This is a genomic window from Clostridium cuniculi, from assembly GCF_004353185.1.
Taxonomy (GTDB): domain Bacteria; phylum Bacillota; class Clostridia; order Clostridiales; family Clostridiaceae; genus Clostridium; species Clostridium cuniculi.
The window spans coordinates 1-19,002 of sequence record NZ_SMUS01000034.1; the positions used below are offsets into that span (position 1 = coordinate 1).

General features: G+C 26.9%; 17 protein-coding genes. 1 reads left to right on the plus strand and 16 read right to left on the minus strand.

All coding sequences use genetic code 11. From position 1 onward, the window contains the following. Positions 1-48: 48 nt before the first annotated feature. The 15 genes from guaD to EJJ37_RS15200 form a co-directional block, all read right to left on the minus strand. Positions 49-1,329, minus strand: coding sequence for a guanine deaminase (guaD, locus tag EJJ37_RS15135; RefSeq protein WP_133016364.1), 1,281 nt, complete (start codon positions 1,327-1,329; stop codon positions 49-51). Positions 1,330-1,357: 28 nt separating this feature from the next. Beyond that, positions 1,358-1,834: a xanthine dehydrogenase subunit XdhC gene (gene xdhC, locus EJJ37_RS15140; protein ID WP_133016365.1), complete on the minus strand. Its 477-nt coding sequence runs from the start codon at positions 1,832-1,834 to the stop codon at positions 1,358-1,360. A 1-nt stretch (position 1,835) separates the two neighbouring features. Next, on the minus strand, positions 1,836-2,708 hold the full coding sequence (gene xdhB / locus EJJ37_RS15145; RefSeq protein ID WP_133016366.1) for a xanthine dehydrogenase subunit XdhB: 873 nt from the start codon (positions 2,706-2,708) through the stop codon (positions 1,836-1,838). A gap of 13 nt (positions 2,709-2,721) precedes the next feature. Next, positions 2,722-5,013, minus strand: a complete 2,292-nt coding sequence (gene xdhA / locus EJJ37_RS15150; RefSeq protein WP_133016367.1) for a xanthine dehydrogenase molybdenum-binding subunit XdhA — start codon at positions 5,011-5,013, stop codon at positions 2,722-2,724. Between the two features lie 123 nt (positions 5,014-5,136). Further along, positions 5,137-5,637: a hypothetical protein gene (locus tag EJJ37_RS15155; protein WP_133016368.1), complete on the minus strand. Its 501-nt coding sequence runs from the start codon at positions 5,635-5,637 to the stop codon at positions 5,137-5,139. 188 nt (positions 5,638-5,825) lie between these two features. Beyond that, a complete protein-coding gene (locus tag EJJ37_RS15160) occupies positions 5,826-6,656 on the minus strand; it encodes a deoxyribonuclease IV (RefSeq protein WP_133016369.1) in 831 nt (276 codons plus the stop codon). Positions 6,657-6,816: 160 nt separating this feature from the next. Then, entirely contained in the window at positions 6,817-7,089 is a 273-nt protein-coding gene (locus EJJ37_RS15165; protein WP_133016370.1) for a hypothetical protein, read from the minus strand. A 5-nt stretch (positions 7,090-7,094) separates the two neighbouring features. After that, entirely contained in the window at positions 7,095-7,247 is a 153-nt protein-coding gene (locus EJJ37_RS20335) for a hypothetical protein (protein WP_166484785.1), read from the minus strand. 135 nt (positions 7,248-7,382) lie between these two features. After that, positions 7,383-7,898, minus strand: a complete 516-nt coding sequence (locus EJJ37_RS15170) for an NUDIX hydrolase (RefSeq protein WP_133016371.1) — start codon at positions 7,896-7,898, stop codon at positions 7,383-7,385. A 322-nt stretch (positions 7,899-8,220) separates the two neighbouring features. After that, positions 8,221-9,606: a L,D-transpeptidase family protein gene (locus tag EJJ37_RS15175; RefSeq protein ID WP_243124903.1), complete on the minus strand. Its 1,386-nt coding sequence runs from the start codon at positions 9,604-9,606 to the stop codon at positions 8,221-8,223. A 350-nt stretch (positions 9,607-9,956) separates the two neighbouring features. Beyond that, entirely contained in the window at positions 9,957-11,120 is a 1,164-nt protein-coding gene (locus EJJ37_RS15180) for a class I SAM-dependent methyltransferase (RefSeq protein ID WP_133016373.1), read from the minus strand. Positions 11,121-11,529: 409 nt separating this feature from the next. After that, complete coding sequence (cax, locus tag EJJ37_RS15185; RefSeq protein ID WP_133016374.1) at positions 11,530-12,573, minus strand: calcium/proton exchanger; 1,044 nt, start codon at positions 12,571-12,573, stop codon at positions 11,530-11,532. A gap of 107 nt (positions 12,574-12,680) precedes the next feature. Continuing rightward, entirely contained in the window at positions 12,681-13,325 is a 645-nt protein-coding gene (locus tag EJJ37_RS15190; RefSeq protein ID WP_133016375.1) for a pentapeptide repeat-containing protein, read from the minus strand. Between the two features lie 53 nt (positions 13,326-13,378). After that, positions 13,379-14,872, minus strand: a complete 1,494-nt coding sequence (gene glpK, locus EJJ37_RS15195) for a glycerol kinase GlpK (RefSeq protein WP_133016376.1) — start codon at positions 14,870-14,872, stop codon at positions 13,379-13,381. 168 nt (positions 14,873-15,040) lie between these two features. After that, positions 15,041-15,529: a hypothetical protein gene (locus tag EJJ37_RS15200; protein ID WP_133016377.1), complete on the minus strand. Its 489-nt coding sequence runs from the start codon at positions 15,527-15,529 to the stop codon at positions 15,041-15,043. Positions 15,530-15,687: 158 nt separating this feature from the next. Between EJJ37_RS15200 and EJJ37_RS15205 the strand changes: the two genes are divergently transcribed. After that, positions 15,688-16,572: a DUF2156 domain-containing protein gene (locus EJJ37_RS15205; RefSeq protein WP_166484786.1), complete on the plus strand. Its 885-nt coding sequence runs from the start codon at positions 15,688-15,690 to the stop codon at positions 16,570-16,572. Between the two features lie 38 nt (positions 16,573-16,610). On the opposite strand, the gene pheT is transcribed toward EJJ37_RS15205, so the two are convergent. Continuing rightward, the gene (pheT, locus tag EJJ37_RS15210) at positions 16,611-18,989 is read right to left on the minus strand and encodes a phenylalanine--tRNA ligase subunit beta (RefSeq protein WP_133016379.1); all 2,379 of its coding nucleotides are present in this window, start codon (positions 18,987-18,989) and stop codon (positions 16,611-16,613) included. Between the last annotated feature and the right edge of the window lie 13 nt (positions 18,990-19,002).

The window sequence follows — 19,002 nt, forward strand, 5'->3', positions numbered from 1 at the left end:
ATATAATCCATTGACAAATAAAATATCATTATTTAAGGCTTTATAACTCTATAAAATAGGTTCATTAATAAGATTTCCAGAAACATATCTTGAAATAATGTTATTAGAATTTCCTATATATAAAAATTTTTGTAATCTTTCTTCTATAGAAAGATTATTTTCAATAAGTAAATCACTATCATCTATAACTAAAGCATCAAACTCATAATCCTCTTCAAAGCTACCAACTTTACCAAAGAATTTTCCTCCACCCTTAGTTGCTAAATAAAATAATTCTGCTGTTGTAAGTTTTTCTTCAACCTTATTACTATTAAGCCATTTTAAATTTGATACTTGAGCTGAAGAGGTTATAACTTCTGGTATTGATAAAGTATGTCCACCCGATATATCTGAAGCTAATCCAACATTAACTTTTCTTTCAATTAATCTTCTAATTGGAGCTATTCCACTAGATAAATTTAAATTAGATGTTGGACAATGAGCTATAAATACCTTTTTATCTCTTAATAAATCTATTTCCTCTTCATTTACTAATACACAGTGAGCCATTATAGTCTTATTTTCTTTTAATAAATTTGCTTTATCATACACTTCAGTATAATTTCTGCATTCAGGATGTAGCTTTTTGACTAATTCTATTTCACCTGAATTTTCACAAAGGTGAGATTGTACTGGTATATCATATTTACCTGCTATTTCTCCTAAACTTTTTAGTAATTCAAAACTACAGGTTGGAACAAATCGTGGAGTTATTATTGGTTTTACTAATTTATACTTATCTTTATACTCTTTTATTAACTCTATAGTTTCTGAAATTGATTTATTAGTATCCTCTATTAATATATCTGGAGATTCTCTGTCCATATTAACTTTTCCAATATATGCTCCTAATCCAGATTTATTAAATAAATCTAAAAGTAACTTTGTACTTTCTTTATGAATTGTATTAAATATACAACATCTAGTTGTACCAACACTCCATATCTTTTTTATTAACTTTTTATATACATCCTCAGCATATTGTAAGTTTTCATACTTTGCTTCTTCAGGAAATGTATATTTATTTAGCCATGGCATTAATTCCTTATCTAAGCCTAATCCCATATTAGGGAATTGTGGAGCATGTAAATGTAAATCAATAAATCCAGGAATAATTAATTTATCTCCATAGTCCTTTATACCAATATTCTTATACTTTAATGGTAAGTCATTATAAACGCCTTTAACTTTTTCATTTTCTACTACTATTATTCCATTACTTACAACCTCATATTTTCCAAATATTTTTGTATATATTATATTTCCTTTTATTCCATAAACGTTTTTCACTTTAAATCTCCCCTTAGTCAATATTTAATTATCTTTTCTGCAAAGATTTTTTAGTTGCCTTAAATATTTTTTGATATCCTGTACATCTACATAAATGACCTGATAACTCTCTTTTAATCTCTTCATCTGTATACTCTTTTCCACTATTAACTAATGCTGTTGTTGTTAAAACGAGTCCAGGTGTACAAAATCCACATTGAATAGCACCTTCATCTATATAAGCTTGTTGAACGTTACTTAATTTCCCATCTTTAGCTACACCTTCAATAGTTAATATCCTCTTTTTATCTGCCCATATAGCAAGATAAATACATGAATCTACTGGCACACCATCTATAAGGACTGTGCAAGCTCCACATTCCCCTACGGAGCATCCTCTTTTTACTCCAGTTAAAAAAAGTCTATTTCTCAATACATCTAGAAGAGACTCTCTAATATCAACTTCTATGTTATATTCAGTATCATTTACTATAATATTAATCTTTTTCATAATAGGATCATTCATCTTACTTTACCTCACTTTTTATCAAATCATCATTTAATATTCTTTTGATTAAAGTACTTATCAGATGTAATCTATAATCCCTAGAACCTCTCCATGAATTTCTAGGATTAGAATCCATTTTTGCTAATTCAGCAACTTTATTAATAACTTCATTAGTTACACCTTTCCCTATAGCAAAATTTTCAGCATTTTTACAGCGTATAGGTGTTGGAGATGCTACTCCTAAAGAAATTCTTAAATCTTTAAAGCTATTATCTTCTATCTCATATAAAAGAGCTACTCCTAACATTGATATATCAAGTGCTTTTCTATTAGCAAACTTAATATATCTACCCCTCTTATTTTTATAATTTTCTTCCTTTATTAAAATTTCAGTTAATATTTCATTTCTTTGAATTTTAACTTTACCTGGTCCATCATAAAATTCTGTAATTTTAACTATACGTTCATTATTCAAACTCTTAAGCTTAAGTTCTGCATTAAGTGAAAATAAAGCTGGTGCACTATCTGCTGATACTGCTCCATTACATATATTTCCCCCTATGGTTGCCATATTTCTTATCTGAGGACCTCCCATTGATACAGCCGCTTCACTTAATATAGGAATATTATTATTAATTACTTCACTTCTAAAAATATCAGAAAATGTTACATTTGCTCCTATTGAAATTGTATTATCCTCTAAAACCTTAATATCTCTTAATGTATCTAAATTCTTTATACTTAAAAGTTCTGCATCATTAAATTTACCATGATGTAATTTTATTAATACATCAGTACCTCCACTTATTATCTTTAATTTAGTATTACTATCTAATACTTTTAGTGCTTCATCTAAAGATTTTGGCTCCTTTATTTCCTTTATATCAAACATATAGACATCCCCCTTAAATTAATCCAACTTCTTTGAATTTTTCAAAAACACTTTGTGGATTCATAGGTATTTTATTAAATGCTACTCCAGTTGCATCTAATACCGCATTTCTTATTGCTGGAGCAGGAGAAATAGTAGGATTTTCTCCTAAAGATTTCTGTCCAAAGCTACCTGCTGGGTCTGCCTCTTCTACAAAATCTACACCAATAGTAGGAGTATCTAATATTGTTTGAAGCTTATAATCTAATAAATTATTATTTAATGGTTTGCCTGATTTCTTATCAAATAACAATTGCTCTGATAATGCATAACCAAGTCCCATACTTACTCCTCCATGAACTTGTCCTTCTGCAAGCTTATGATTTAATATTTTTCCTGAGTCATGGATATTGTATATTTCTAAAACCTCAATTTTCCCTGTTTCAATATCAACTTCAACCTCTGCAAAAGTTACCCCATATGCAACTGCATTAATCCTTACATTTTCTGAAGTATCACTTGTTATTGGTTTTGCATTTATCCTATCATAATAAGAATATAATGCTATATCTCCTAATGGACATAGTACATCTCCTAATTTTTTCTCAATTATATTTCCATCTTCAATATCTAATTCCTCAATATTTAAACCATATTTTTTACTTGCAATAGAAAGAACCTTTTCCTTTACTTCTTGTGCTGCTTTTTTAACTGCTGCTCCTGTAACAAAGCTCTGTCTTGAAGCATATGCACCTGTATCAAATGGAGTAATATCAGTATCTTGAGTTGTAATAATATGAACATCCTCTATACTTATTCCTAAAACTTCTGCTACCATTTGAGAAAATACAGTATCACTACCTTGTCCTATTTCTGTTGCACCTACTTGCAATTGAACAGAACCATCTTGATTCATTACAATTCTTGCACCAGCCAATTCTAAAGATACAGGGTGAGTACCTGAGAAATAACTAAAACAAGCCATTCCTAGACCTATTCTTTTATTTGATGATTGTTCTTTATATATTTTCTTTTTTTCATCCCATCTTATTAATTCTTTTCCTTTTTCAATACATTTATCTAATTCAAAAGATCTTACTTTGATTTCATTTAAAGGATCAATATGGCCAAGTGATATAAAATTATCTTTTCTAAATTTTATTGGATCAATATTTAACTTTCTTGCTATATCATCAATATGGGATTCTAAAGCAAAACAGACTTGTGGTATTCCATAACCTCTCATAGCACCTGAAGTTGGTAAATTTGTATACACAGTTTTTGGTTCAACCCTTATAGATTTAAAATCATATAGTGGTCTAAACTTACTTGCTGCACTCATAGCAATGGAATGTCCATGAGAAGCATAGGCACCATTATTGACCATATTTTTCATATAAATTCCTAATAATTTACCTTCTCTTGAAACTGCACTTTTAATATTAAACTTCATAGCATGTCTAGTTCTTGTATCAATAAAGACTTCTTCTCTGCTTAATGAAAATCTAACTGGTCTTCCATTAACCGCTAATGTCATGGCTGCTGTTAATGGTTCTATTATCACATCTTGTTTATTTCCAAAACCACCGCCAATATATGGCTTAATAACTCTAATACGCCCCCATGGTATATTTAATGCTTGCCCTACTATTCTTCTAACTATATGAGGTATTTGAGTTGATGTAACTATAACTATTCTATTATCACTATCAACATAAGCATATGCTGTTTGATTTTCTAACTGACAATGTTGAACTATACTAGTTTCATATTCATCTTCAAATATAAAATCTGCATTTTTTAATTCACTTTCAATATCTCCTATATCTATAACAGAAGAGGCAATTATATTATTTTTTCTATCTTCATGAATTTTAGGAGAATCATCTTTAATCGCTTCTTCTGCATCAAATACAGAAGGTAAAATTTCATAATCGACTTTTATTAACTTTAATGCTTTTTCAGCTATTATTTCATCTTTAGCTACTACCGCTGCAATTGCATCCCCAACTAGTCTTGCTTTATCAGTCAATATTAATCTATCCTCTACATCCCTATGACTAGGATCTAATGAATAGGGATGTCCTGCTGTTGCAAATTTTATCTTTGGTAAATCCTTAGGTGTAATTACCGCATATACACCTTCTAAATTTGATGCTTCCTGTATATCTATATTTTTAATATAAGCATGTGCATAAGGACTTCTAAGAACTTTACCTACAAGCATATCTCTTTCTATAAAATCATCTGTATATTTAGCTTTTCCTGTTACCTTTGCAACAGCATCAACCCTATTAACATCATTACCTAAAATTTTATAAGACATTAACTCACCTCTCGCCTCTATATTTTATCCTCACAATCACTGTAAACAATATCAATATACGTTACTTCAATTATAATATAATTAAGATGTTTGGTAAATAATGTATAATAATATTTTTATAGTTTATAAAATTGGTCTTCTTATAAAAAGACCTTCTGACTTAAACATATCCATAACAAATCTTAAATCTATACAACCAAAGTCCATAATCTTTATACACCATGAGTTTACTTCTAGCCCAATTTTTAATTCATTAAATATAATATCCATTCTTTTTTCAGGTACAGATAAATTATAAATAACATCATCTATAAATCTATTTAAATCATTATTATATGGTTCAAAAGATAAACTATCTCCAACTTCATGCACTAATTTAAAAATATGACTATCATAAAGATATAATTTACTCATTGCCAAAACAAACTTATTTAAAACGTTATAACTATTGTTTTTTAAGATAATATTTTTAAAGTCACTATATTTTTCTATATTAGATACTTTTCTAGGTAGTATATCAATTACATAAATATCTCTATACTCTTTTTGTTTATAAGTATCATTTATTAATTTTTGAAATAATACCTCAATAGCTTTAGTTTCTTTTCCATTATTTTCACTCATAAAAATCACCCCTAATATTTTAACCTTTATTATATGTATATTATTAAAAGACTAAAATAATATTTATAACATTATTTTAGTCTTTTTTATTGTTTTATATTATGCTTATCTATTTTTTATAAAAAAAATGAAAGTATTTCTTATTTACCTAATTTGGTACCTAAAAAAATACTTTCACTTATCTTATTTTATTTATATTGCTCTTTTAATAACTCTATTTCCTTTTTATATCCATCTAATTCATTAGGAGTTTCTAAGAAAAATGGTAAATGTTTAAGCTTTGGATGATTAATTATTCTGCTTATTCCTTCAAGTCCTAAAGTTCCTTCACCAATTTTTTCATGTCTATCTTTATGACTCTTAAAAGGATTTTTACTATCATTTAAATGTATAGCCTTTAATCTATCTAATCCTATTATTCTATCAAACTCTTCTAAAACATTATCTAAATCATTTACTATATCATATCCAGCATCATATACATGGCATGTATCTAAACATACACCTAAATGATCCTTTAACTCTACTCTTTCAATAATTTGTGCTATTTCTTCAAAACTTCTTCCTATTTCTGTACCTTTTCCAGCCATTGTTTCAAGTAAAACAGTAGTTGTTTGTTCAGGTTTTAATACTGTATTTAACATTTCTACAATATAATCTATCCCAACATCAACGCCTTGTTTAACGTGGCTACCTGGATGAAAATTATATAAGTTATTAGGTAGGTACTCCATTCTAACTAAGTCATCTGCCATCATTTCAGTAGCAAACTTTCTTGTATTTTCATCTGCAGAACATCCATTTAAAGTATATGGAGCATGCGCCAATATTTTTGCAAAATTATTTTCTTTCATTATTTCTAAAAGTCCATTAATATCTTTTTCATCTATATCTTTAGCTTTTCCACCTCTAGGATTACGAGTAAAAAATTGAAAAGTATTAGCTCCAATAGATAAAGCTTCCTTTCCCATATTCTTAAATCCTTTTGTAGTAGATAGGTGACATCCTATGTTTAACATTTGTAAACCTCCAATATTATATATTTACACTAAATGAAATTTTAAATCTTTAATTTAGTAAATTTACATCCACAAATACATATTAGTAGCGTGTTTCCGTAATCTAAATATACTACAATATCGGAATACTATCAATAGATAATAATTATTATTAAATAATTCATTCCTCATTTATTTCTTCATTTAATATTGTAATCATAAAATCTTCTATTGAATTATATCCATAATCATAAGCTAAATTACTTAACATATATTTTTCATCTTCATCTATCTCTAATAATATTTCAGTTTTATATTGATCATATATTTTTTCTTTTATTCTTTTTTCAATTTTATTTTTTTCTTTAAGATCAGAATAAAATCCATAAATTATTATAGAACTATAAAAAACAATAAATAACTTATGTAATATACTAACACTTATAAAATCCATATTTCTTATTCCTCATAGTTTTCAATCCAAGGCTTATATATACATATCTGTTTTATATATTCAGTTATACTTTTATTATCTTCTATAGCTTTATCTCTAATCTTTCTTTCATCATTTCTTGATAATCTTAAAATTATAGTCTCTGTCTTATTCCCCATAAATCTCCACCCCTTTAATGAGATTCTAATTTTATAATTTAATATAATATATTTTATTATGTATACTAATAAAATATTACAGAAATAATTTGATGGATTATATCATAGTAAATAATGATATAATCCATCAAGTTGTTATGTATGTGCATCTTTTTTATCTTTAATAACGAATAACAATTCTATTAAGCTTTTATGATAAGGTATAAAGGTTTCTTCATTGATCATCCTTAATATTTCTTCCTTTGAAGCCCATTTAACAGCTTTAACTTCCTGATATTGCAAGCATAAATTTGATATTTCTATATCTTTTTGAATTAAGTAAATATCATCAAATCCCTCTTGGAAGTTTATTGTAAGAGCTAGTCTTATTCCATCTAGCGATAACTTGTATCCAATTTCTTCATAAACTTCACGCTCTGCCGCTAACTGACTTGTATCTCCTGAAATAGCACTACCCCCAACAGTAAGATCCCACATATTTGGCCAACTACTTTTGAAAGGTTGTCTTTGTTGAATTAGCATTTCTCCTTGAGAATTGAAAATACATACATGAACTACTAGCCTATAAAAACCTTTAGTACTTTCTTCACCTTTCACCATTTTTTCATCAGTTTTAATTCTATCTTTCGTATATAAATCCCAAATCTCCATAATATATCTCCTTATAATTTTATATTTCAATATATATTTACACGAACCTCCTTCGCTTATTATACCATATAATGAAAATAATGTAATTATATTTAATTGTTACCATATTTAATTATTAGTTGTAAATTGCAACAAGAGCAACATATTTAATTAACATGTTGCTCTTGATATTTTAAATTTTTAATTATAGTAATCTTATTTTCTTTAGAAGTTCATAATACTGTTTTTCATATTCTAATTTTTTATTATCATTATATTCAATTGAAATTAGTGAAATCACTTCTGAAATCCTATTTTGTAATATTCCTACTTATTAAATTTCCTATTCTTCCTTGTAACAAACAATAGGCGTTCCTGGTTCTATATTTTCATATATTTTTTTAGCCAAATATTCAGGTGCATTTACACATCCATGACTTCCATCACTCTTATAAATAGCTCCTCCAAAAGATCCTCTCCAACTTGCATCATGTATACCAATATTACAGTTAAATGGCATCCAATACTTAACATTTGAACTATATCCAGCACCTTTTAATGTTGCATCCTTCTGTTTATAATTTAATATATAAGTACCTTGTGGTGTTGCATTTCCCCTACTTACATTTCCTGTTACAACATCTCCCTGTACAATTAGTTCTCCATTTTTATAAAACCATAAATATTGATTAGTCAAATTTATCTCTACATAAGTGTTACCAATATCATTTTCTCTAGTTCCCCATGCTTTTTGTATATATAGTGGTTCCTTTTTTATAGTTTCACCATTTTTTATATTATTAATTAATTCATCAAACTCTTTACTTTTATCAATTTTCCAACCATAATTTCCACCTACTACCTCTACAGTTTTTCCAGTAGTAGTTTTAAAACTACGTGTCTTTCCATATGTATCATATTTGACACTTAAGTCATTTAAATATTCTTTAATCTTCTTTTCATTAAATACAACATTCATAAACTGATCTACTTCTAACCACTCATTAATAATACTTCCATCTAAAATTTCTATTTCATCATCAAAATTATAATACACTCTAGTAGATACAAATGTATTTAATTGTTTTTGAGCTTCTATAACTTTTTCACTTGTTGATGTAAAATCTGGATTTTCATAAGCATTTATTTCTTCTAAATCAATAGTTTCTCTTCCTATTAAAACAGAGTTTAATATATAAGCATGTAAGTAATCTTTATTAACTTTATTTCCATATACTTCGTTAATTATCTCATATTCTGTACCATTATAATGAAAACAGGCATCTAAAGGTTCAATAATATTCTCTTTAGCAAAACATAATAATTTATTAAATTCCTCATCAAGTAAACTTTTTTCATATGTATAAACATTATTTATATTATATATATTTTGGGTAAATAAAAACTTAGGCCATAAAAATCCATTTTGTTTTTTCTTTAACTCACCTATTTTATTACTCCCTTTATATTTAAAATTAATTTTATCGCCTTCAATATATTCTACTACATCATTTCTCTCCCTAATTTCCAAAACATAATTATAGGATTCATTTAGTAATTCAGTATCAGCCTCTTCTACTGTTTTAAAAGATACATTTACACCATTTATATATGTACCTATAAAAAAATGCTTATTAAAATAAATTGAAATTAGAAAATATATTATTAATAAAGAAAAAATAGTAGTAATCATAATAAAGCTTATACTACTTTTTTTATTTTTACCCAAAATAACCATTCCCCCTAATAGTATTTCTTAAAATGCTTATACACTCTATTATTATGTAATTATTTTATGTTTTAAGACAAATAAAAAAAAAAATAATAATGAAGTAGCTTTACTCTTTCATTATTATTTCAAATTAATTTGTTACATCAATGGAGCAATTAATTTTAACAGACCTCCACCAATTTTATAAAAAATATTTAATTTATTATAATCCTCTATAGTTACCAATTTACATGAAGATAATGTATTTTGAAAATCACTTTCTACATCATTTACAGTATTAGTTTTATAAAAGAATGTAGAACATTCAAAGCGAAGATATAAACTTATATCTTTACTGCCTTTATTTGTTAAATTAAATTATCATTTTTTAATAACTTAAATAATGTTGGATTAAAATTAAATGTTTCAATTAAATTATTAACTTCTTTAAGAGACTTTTCCCTTTTTTCCTTTGAAACATTTGATTTCGAAGCTCTAATTAGAATATTTTTTGGAGAATGTGAAATATCTATAAACTCCAATAATTGAGTCTTATATCCTGCACATTCTAATAAGTTTGCTCTTACACTATCAGTCATTAAAGCAGCTATTCTTTCTTGAACTATACCATATTTAGTTAATATTGATAATTCATATGCTTTCATTTGAGCATTAAATTCATGTTGACAACATGGTACTGAGAAAATCATTTTACTATTCCATTTAACAGCATTATATAATGCATAATCTGTTGCTGTATCACAAGCATGTAATGTTATTACCATATCAACCTTATTATTATACTTAAATCCATTAATATCACCTAATTCAAAGTGAAGATTATCATATTTATATCTTTGTGCTATTTCATTACATTTTTTAATTACATCTTCCTTTAAATCTAAGCCAATCATCTTCACATTTATATTTTTTATTTTTACAAAATAGTAATATAAAACAAATGTTAAATATGATTTACCACATCCAAAATCTAATATAGTTAACTCTTTATAATCATTTTTTTTAATTTCATCATCGATTATTTCAATAAATCTATTTATCTGCTTATATTTATCATATTTAGAATTAATAACCTTACCTTCTTTAGTAAATACACCCAAATCTATAAGTGGTTCAATAATCATACCTTCTTTTAAGATATAATTTTTTTCTTTATTATGTCCTTTTTTAGCAACTTTAGAATTATCACTTTTCTTTTTTCCTAAAAATACTTTTCCCTTTTTTGATATTTTCATATCATATGTACAATTATCTGACCATGCTGAAAGTTGCTTATATGATCCATTTAAACATTCATATACTCTTTCTTTAATAATTTCTATATTTACATTTTCATGAAAAACTTGCTTATCTGTAAATTTCTCTATTTGATAAAAACTCCCTTTGTTTGTTTCCTTTAAATTAACTGCTATCTTATTGTATTTAACTTCCTTATTAAGCTTATTACTTATAACAATCTTTATTATGTCATCCTTAAATATTTCATCTAATGCTTTTTTTAACTCTTCCATTTACATCCACCTTGTTTATGTATAATATAATATCATTTTAATTTATATAATATCATTTTTTCCTTATTAATTGTATATTTAAAATTGAATTTTTTATTGTTTTTTTAATTATCATAATAATAAATGGCTAGTATATAATATACACTAGCCATTTATTATTCTAATAATTTTCTTTTATATTTTGAGCTTTTTTACCTTTTCTATGCTCACATCCACAATTATTAGCTTTCTTTTCTTTTTCTTGTTGGCTTGAACAGCAACAGTTATGCTTTTCACTCATAGTATTATTCCTCCTATAAGAAAATACATTATAATGATTATTTCACATTACAAAGTTATTTTACTCATCTATAGATATATAATGCTATGTAATTGCAGTACTAATTAGTATTATTATGTAATATAACCTTTATACTATAAAAAATCCCACTGCAATTATTAAATATACTGCAACTAATTGAGCTCCTTCTAACCAATTTGACTGTCCATCACTAGCTACTTTATTAGCTATTAAAACTGAAACTATAAGAGCTATAAGCTCAAATTGATTAAATATTATGCTCATTGGAGTAAACATTAAGCTTAAAAATAAAAGAATTGGAGCTACAAATAATATTATTTGTAAACTTGATCCTATTGCAATTTCAATTGCAACATCCATTTTATTTTTCATTGCCATAGTAATTGCCGTAGTGTGTTCTGCTGCATTTCCTATTATAGGAATTAATATAATACCAACAAAAGCTTCACTTAATCCTAAATTACTTGTTATTCCTTCTACTCCATCAACCAAAAATTCACTTTCTATTGCAATAAAAATAGTAGCTGCTATTAGTATAATTATAGCTTTTTTTAATGACCACTTTGCTTTTCCATCTTCTTCATAATTAACTGCATATAACTCCTTATGAGTAAAAAATGAAAATACTAAGCTTAATATGTATAATATAAACATTATAACTGCTACTGCTATGCTTAGACCCTCATATCTAGTATTTAACAAATCACTTGGAAAAGTATGAGTAAACACTGCAGGAATAGATAAGCCTATAACTGCAAACAATAACATACTTGATGTGGTTTCAACTATATTCTTATTAAATTCTTGTGTTTTATGCTTCAATCCACCTGCAAGCATACTTGCCCCTAAAACTAATAGAATATTTCCTATTATTGATCCAGCTATTGACGATTTAACAACTTCAAATAAACCTTGCTTTAATGCAAAAAAGGATATTATCAATTCTGTTGCATTACCGAAAGTTGCATTTAAAAAACCTCCAATTTTAGGACCTGAATAAAAAGATATTTCTTCTGTCCCTTCTCCCATTAATCCTGCAAGAGGGATAATTGACAAAGCCGCTAAAATAAACATAACTGCAGGAGAGAAGTTCATAAATTTTCCTACTATGCTGATTGGAATAAAAATCAACATATATTTTAAAAACTTCATATATATCACATCCAATTCATATCAATATCTATAGTATTTTTCCCATTAAACTAAAATATTATTATAAAAAAACTATCTATGAAAAAATCATAGATAGTTTTAATGCTTTATTTTATATTTAATCCTAATAATCTACTTAAATCCAAAGCTTGCATTGTTGTTACTGTAGTTCCATATATATTAGGAATATCCACATCAATACCCGTAATATCACAAGTAGTCAAATCTATTTTTCCTAAAAATGTTTTATTAAAAGATCCATTAGTTAAATCACAATTTTCAAATACTGTTTTTTCTAATTTAGCATCTTGTAATACAGCTTCAATCATATTACATTCTACAAAGTTTACATTGTTTATTTTGCTAAAAGAAAAATTAGAGTATTTTCCTAATATATTTTCAAATAAAACATTTTTCAAATTGCACTCATCAAATCTTGCTCCTATTAATTTACAGTTTATAAATTGAGTTCTATGTATACTACCACCAATAAATGACACATTAGATAAATCACAATTTTTAAATATTGTATCTATTAAATCAACTCTTTCGAAACTACAATCTATAAAAGATATATTATTAAATACGCATGAATCTATAGTAACACCTATATCATTCTTACTTTCTATATCAATATTTTCTATAAGTTTATTTTGTATTTTTTCACTATATATAAATTCATCTCTTATATTTATAAGATTTTCAACATCCTCGATAAATTTAGGATTTTGTATTTTCATTAACTTTGGCATTAAATTTTCTCCTTACTTTTATATCCGATAATTATTTATCCATATGTGAGTATTTACTCTTCCCAATGTTGTGCTCTACTAACAGCCTTTTTCCATCCATTGTATAAATTTTCTCTCTCTTCAAAATTCATATTAGGCTCATACTTTTCACCAGCATAGCAACTTTCCGCTATTTCCTCAAGGTTATTAAAATACCCCACAGCTAATCCAGCTAGATATGCTGCACCAAGTGCTGTAGTTTCTGTCATTATAGGTTTACATACTTCGATATTAGTTATATCTGACTGAAATTGCATCAGTAACTTATTCTTACTAGCTCCTCCATCAACTTTTAAAGTATTTATTTTACATCCTGAATCTTCTTCCATAGCATTTATCAAATCTTTGACTTGATAAGCAATAGATTCTAGTGCTGCTCTAATTATATGATTTTTATTTGAACCTCTAGTTAATCCAAATATAGAACCTCTTGCATACATATCCCAATAAGGTGCACCAAGTCCTACAAATGCTGGAACTACATAAACTCCCCCATTATTCTTTACCTTTTTAGCAAAGTATTCCGAATCTTGAGCATCAGTTAACATTCCCATCTCATCTCTAAGCCATTGAATTATTGCTCCACCCATAAAAACAGAACCTTCTAAAGCATAATTTAACTTACCATTTAATCCTATTGCTATAGTAGTCAAAAGTCCATTTTTACTTTCAACTAACTCTTCCCCAGTATTCATTAATAAGAAACATCCTGTTCCATATGTATTTTTAGCATCACCTTTATTAAAAGCTGCTTGACCAAAAAGAGCTGCTTGCTGATCTCCTGCTATCCCAGCTATCGGTACCTTAATATTATCCTTTCCACCTAAATTAACATATCCATATATTTCAGAAGAACTTTTGACTTCAGGTAACATAGATATTGGAATATTAAGCTTTTCTAATATTTTTTTATCCCAATTCAACTCTCTAATATTAAAAAGCATAGTTCTTGAAGCATTAGTATAATCGGTTACATGAACTCTGCCATTTGTAAGTTTCCAAAGTAACCATGTATCAACTGTTCCAAAAAGCAAATCTCCTTTATCAGCTTTTTTTCTAGCACCTTCTACATTATCTAATATCCATTTAACCTTTGTTGCTGAAAAATATGCATCTATTAATAATCCTGTATTTTCTTTAATATACTTGTCAAATCCATCACTCTTTAATTTTTCACAAATATCTGCAGTTCTTCTACATTGCCAAACTATAGCATTATATATAGGCTCACCAGTTTGTTTGTCCCATACTATTGTAGTTTCTCTTTGATTAGTTATACCTATTGCAGCTATCTGCTCTGGTTCAATATTAGTTTTTGCTAAAACTTCTTGTAGTACACCATATTGAGATGCCCATATCTCCATAGGATCATGTTCAACCCATCCCTCTTTAGGATATATTTGTTTAAATTCTTTTTGTTCTATTCCATATATATTTTGTTCCTTATCAAATATTATAGCCCTTGAACTTGTAGTACCTTGATCTAAAGCTAAAATATACTTATCCATACCCTTACCTCCTAATTAAATACTAATACTCATAATAATAGCATATTTTAATACTAGTATAGAGATTTTATCATTGCTAGTTTATAATAGTAAAAGGCTATATTACTTTATTTTACCTAACTAAATATTTTTAAAATAAAGTAATATAGCCTTTAAAATTTTATCTTTTTAGTTATTAAGATTTTTTAAGTTTCCTAAATTTATATCTAATACATTAATTCCAAATTCAAAGCATCCATTACTAGTCTTTAACGTGCTAATATCTAACTTATCTAATTTAATTCCATATGTGTCAGTACAATAAGCTTTCACCATTTTTTCAATATCTATTGTTAACACCTTATCCTTTAAATTCATTCCCTCTATATCATTTATAGACTTAGTCAAAAGCGCTATAGATCCCTTAACTAATGGATTAGAAGAACTTTTCCCGGAAATTTGAAAGTTATTAATATCAATATAAATTATATTATTCTTAAAACTAGATATTGTCATTGATGTATCAAAGTCAATATTTAATCCAACTAACTTATAAATTCCACTTACATTAATTGTATTTCCCAAGTTCAGCTTTTTAATTATTGTTTTATCCTGTAAAGCTATTAAATTTAATATATCATCTTTTGATAAATTTAATACTAAATTTTTTAATTTCATTCATTTCATTCCTTTAATATTAAAGTTTTATTCATAAAAGTATATTCTTTAGTTAAAATTTAATACCTATATTTTTTATTTAATATATTTCTACACATCTTTATAAAATGAAAATAAGATAATATATATACCTTTATAAACAACAAGGGGATGATAAATTGGAAAACTTTAAAGAGTTAACTCTAAGTGATAAGGATTTATTCAATGATTATTTAAAATATTTCAACAATAAATCTTATGAATATTCCTTTACTGCTTTATATTTATGGAGAGATTTATGTAAAACTAAATACTCTATAATAAATAATTGTTTAATAATAAAAAAGGAAACCAATTATGGATCATTTTTTATGATGCCAATAGGTTACAATAAAGTAACACTTCAAGAGTTAATTCTTAAATTGAAAGAATTACCTACTAATGATACTATTTACTTGTTAGGAGATATAGAAGATAGCTTTATTTATGATTTAAGAGCATTCACTAATTTACCTTTTAAAATCATTGAAAATAGAGATACTTTCGAATATATTTATTTAACAAATGACTTACTAAATTTAGAAGGTAAAAAATATCATCAAAAGAAGAATCATTATAATTCTTTTATAAATTCATATGACTATACAGTTACTTCTATTGATAGCGAAGAAAAAATTAAAGATTGCTTAAAACTATTATCAAATTGGCATTCAAAAAGAACTTCTCTTTGCGAAGAGCTTCAGATAGAAACTAAAGAGATAACTGACTTACTTTATAATCTTAATTATCTAAATTTATATTCTATTTGTGTTTACGTCGAAAATTCTTTAGTTGGCTTTTCAATTGGAGAAATTTTAAATGATACTGCTATAATTCATGTTGAAAGATGTAACATTGATTATAAGGGAATCTATGCATTCATAAATAGGGAGTTTATAAAAAGAGAGTTTTCAAAAACAAAGTATATAAATAGACAAGAAGATTGTGGTTGTCCAGGTTTAAGAAAATCTAAACTTTCATATAAACCCTTATATTTACTAAAAAAATCATTAATAATAATTTAAAGGAAGCTGAGAATATCAGCTTCCTTTAAATATATTTATTATCTTAAAACAGCACCTAATTTATGCTCTAATGCTTTAAGAATCTTATCATGAACTTTAGATATATCTTTATCTTCTAAAGTTTTCTTTTCATCTCTATATGCAATTGCATAAGCTATAGATTTCTTTCCTTCTGGTATTTGAGCACCTTTGTATATATCAAATAATTGAACCTTTTCTACTAAGTTTCCACCAGCTTTTCTTATTGTTTCCTCTATTTCAGCAACTAATATAGAATCATCACAAAGTAATGCTATATCTCTAGTTACAGCTGGGAATTTTGGTAATGGTTTATAAGTTTTTACTGTAGTTGAAGCTTCAAATAAAGCATCTAAGTCTAATTCAGCCACATAACAATCTACATCTATTCCATAATTTTCTGTTACATCTGGATGGACCTCTCCAAATACACCAACTTTCTTATTTCTTACCATAAGAGCAGCTGTTTTTCCTGGATGATAGCTTGGATTTTCGCTTTCTCTAACATATTTAGCTTTAGCTATTCCTAATCCATCAATTATGTTTTCAACTATTCCTTTAAGGTCTAAGTAATCACAATCACCATAAATTCCTATAGTTAAAACATTCTTTTCAGTAGGTAATTGTTTTTCATCTTCATTTGGTAAGTATACTCTACCAACTTCAAATAATCTTACATAATCATTGTTTCTTGAATAGTTTCTTCCTAAAGATTCCATCATTGAAGGTAATGTAGTTGTTCTCATTACACTATAATCTTCTCCTAGTGGATTCTTTATTTTAACCACATTTCTAAGTTCACTATCTGCTGGTATATTAACTTTGTCAAATACCTTCGGAGATACAAATGAATAACTAATAGATTGGTTAACACCACTACCTACCATTATTTCTATAACTTTGTCTGTTAATATTTCATTTTTATATTTTGGTTCTCTTTCTGTTGAAACCTTAAATATAGTAGTAGGAATCTTATCATATCCATAAATTCTAGCAACTTCTTCTGCAATATCTTCTTTTATAGCAATATCTATTCTGAATGTTGGAATAGTTATTACTAAATCATCACCTTCAACATTTGTCTTTAGGTCTAAAGAATCTAATGCTTTTTTCATTTCTTCTTTTGAAATTTCAGTTCCTAAGAATTTATTTATCCAATTAGAATTTACAGTTATAGAACCTTCTTCTTTTACATTGTTATAAACATCTACAGTTCCTTCCATAACTTCTCCACAGCCTAACTCGCATATTAAAGCACAAGCTCTATCTATTGCAAGTTTAGCTAAGTTTGGATCTATATCCTTATCAAATCTTGAAGAACTTTCAGATCTTAAATTTAGCTTTTTAGAGCTAACTCTTATGTTAGTGCCTTCAAAATTAGCTGATTCAAAAATTACTTCTGTAGTATCATCTTGAATTTCTGAATTTAATCCACCCATAATTCCTGCTATAGCTACAGACTTAGAACCATCTTTAATCATTAAGATGCTTGAGTCTAATTCTCTTTCTATTTCATCTAAAGTTGTGAACTTTTCTCCATCTTGAGCTCTTTCAACGACTATAGTCTTACTTTCTATTTGTCTTGCATCAAAAGCATGCATTGGTTGCCCTAGCTCTAACATAACAAAGTTAGTTATATCAACTATATTGTTTATAGGTCTAACCCCAGCTTCTAAAAGTCTTTCTTGCATCCAACCTGGTGATGGTTCAACCTTAACGTTCTTAACACCTTTAGCCATGTATCTTCTACATAACTCATCTTTAACTTCAACTTTTAACTCATCATTAATATTTTTTGAAGATTTAACTTCATAGTTGAAATTTGGCATTTTATAAGATGTTCCAAGTGTTGCAGCTGTTTCTCTAGCCATTCCTATCATACTTAAACAATCAGGTCTATTAGATGTTATTTCAAAATCTAATATTGCCTTATTTAATCCTAAGTATTCTTTAATATCCATTCCTAATGGAGCATCAGCTGGTAAAATCATTAATCCATGAACTGGCTCATCTCCAGCAATTCCAAGTTCTTCTTCAGAACAGAACATACCGTTAGATACTACCCCTCTCATTTTACCTTTTTTAATTTCAGTTCCATCAGCTAAAATAGATTTATGAAGAGCAACTGGTACTATATCTTGTTCCTTCATATTAGTTGCCGCTGTAACTATTTGTATTTCTTCTTCTTGCCCTATATTAACTTGACAAACATTTAATCTATCTGCATCTGGGTGCTTTTCTATTTTTGTAATTTTACCAGTAACAACATTTTTTATATTATCACCTTGTATAATAACCTCTTCTAGGGCTGATCCTGAAAGAGTTAATTTATCTCCTAATGTATGTGGATCTACGTTTACTTCCGCATAATCCTTTAGCCAATTATATGGTACTTTCATCTTACTTTACCTC

Excerpts from the sequence above, each read along its gene's own strand:
- EJJ37_RS15200 (WP_133016377.1), bottom strand. The coding sequence starts at position 15,529 with ATGAAATTAAAAAATTTAGTATTAAATTTATCAAAAGATGATATATTA.
- EJJ37_RS15190 (WP_133016375.1), bottom strand. The coding sequence starts at position 13,325 with ATGCCAAAGTTAATGAAAATACAAAATCCTAAATTTATCGAGGATGTT.
- xdhC (WP_133016365.1), bottom strand. The coding sequence starts at position 1,834 with ATGAATGATCCTATTATGAAAAAGATTAATATTATAGTAAATGATACT.
- EJJ37_RS15170 (WP_133016371.1), bottom strand. The coding sequence starts at position 7,898 with ATGGAGATTTGGGATTTATATACGAAAGATAGAATTAAAACTGATGAA.
- pheT (WP_133016379.1), bottom strand. The coding sequence starts at position 18,989 with ATGAAAGTACCATATAATTGGCTAAAGGATTATGCGGAAGTAAACGTA.
- EJJ37_RS20335 (WP_166484785.1), bottom strand. The coding sequence starts at position 7,247 with ATGGGGAATAAGACAGAGACTATAATTTTAAGATTATCAAGAAATGAT.
- EJJ37_RS15165 (WP_133016370.1), bottom strand. The coding sequence starts at position 7,089 with ATGGATTTTATAAGTGTTAGTATATTACATAAGTTATTTATTGTTTTT.
- xdhA (WP_133016367.1), bottom strand. The coding sequence starts at position 5,013 with ATGTCTTATAAAATTTTAGGTAATGATGTTAATAGGGTTGATGCTGTT.
- glpK (WP_133016376.1), bottom strand. The coding sequence starts at position 14,872 with ATGGATAAGTATATTTTAGCTTTAGATCAAGGTACTACAAGTTCAAGG.
- EJJ37_RS15160 (WP_133016369.1), bottom strand. The coding sequence starts at position 6,656 with ATGTTAAACATAGGATGTCACCTATCTACTACAAAAGGATTTAAGAAT.
- xdhB (WP_133016366.1), bottom strand. The coding sequence starts at position 2,708 with ATGTTTGATATAAAGGAAATAAAGGAGCCAAAATCTTTAGATGAAGCA.
- cax (WP_133016374.1), bottom strand. The coding sequence starts at position 12,573 with ATGAAGTTTTTAAAATATATGTTGATTTTTATTCCAATCAGCATAGTA.
- EJJ37_RS15155 (WP_133016368.1), bottom strand. The coding sequence starts at position 5,637 with ATGAGTGAAAATAATGGAAAAGAAACTAAAGCTATTGAGGTATTATTT.
- EJJ37_RS15180 (WP_133016373.1), bottom strand. The coding sequence starts at position 11,120 with ATGGAAGAGTTAAAAAAAGCATTAGATGAAATATTTAAGGATGACATA.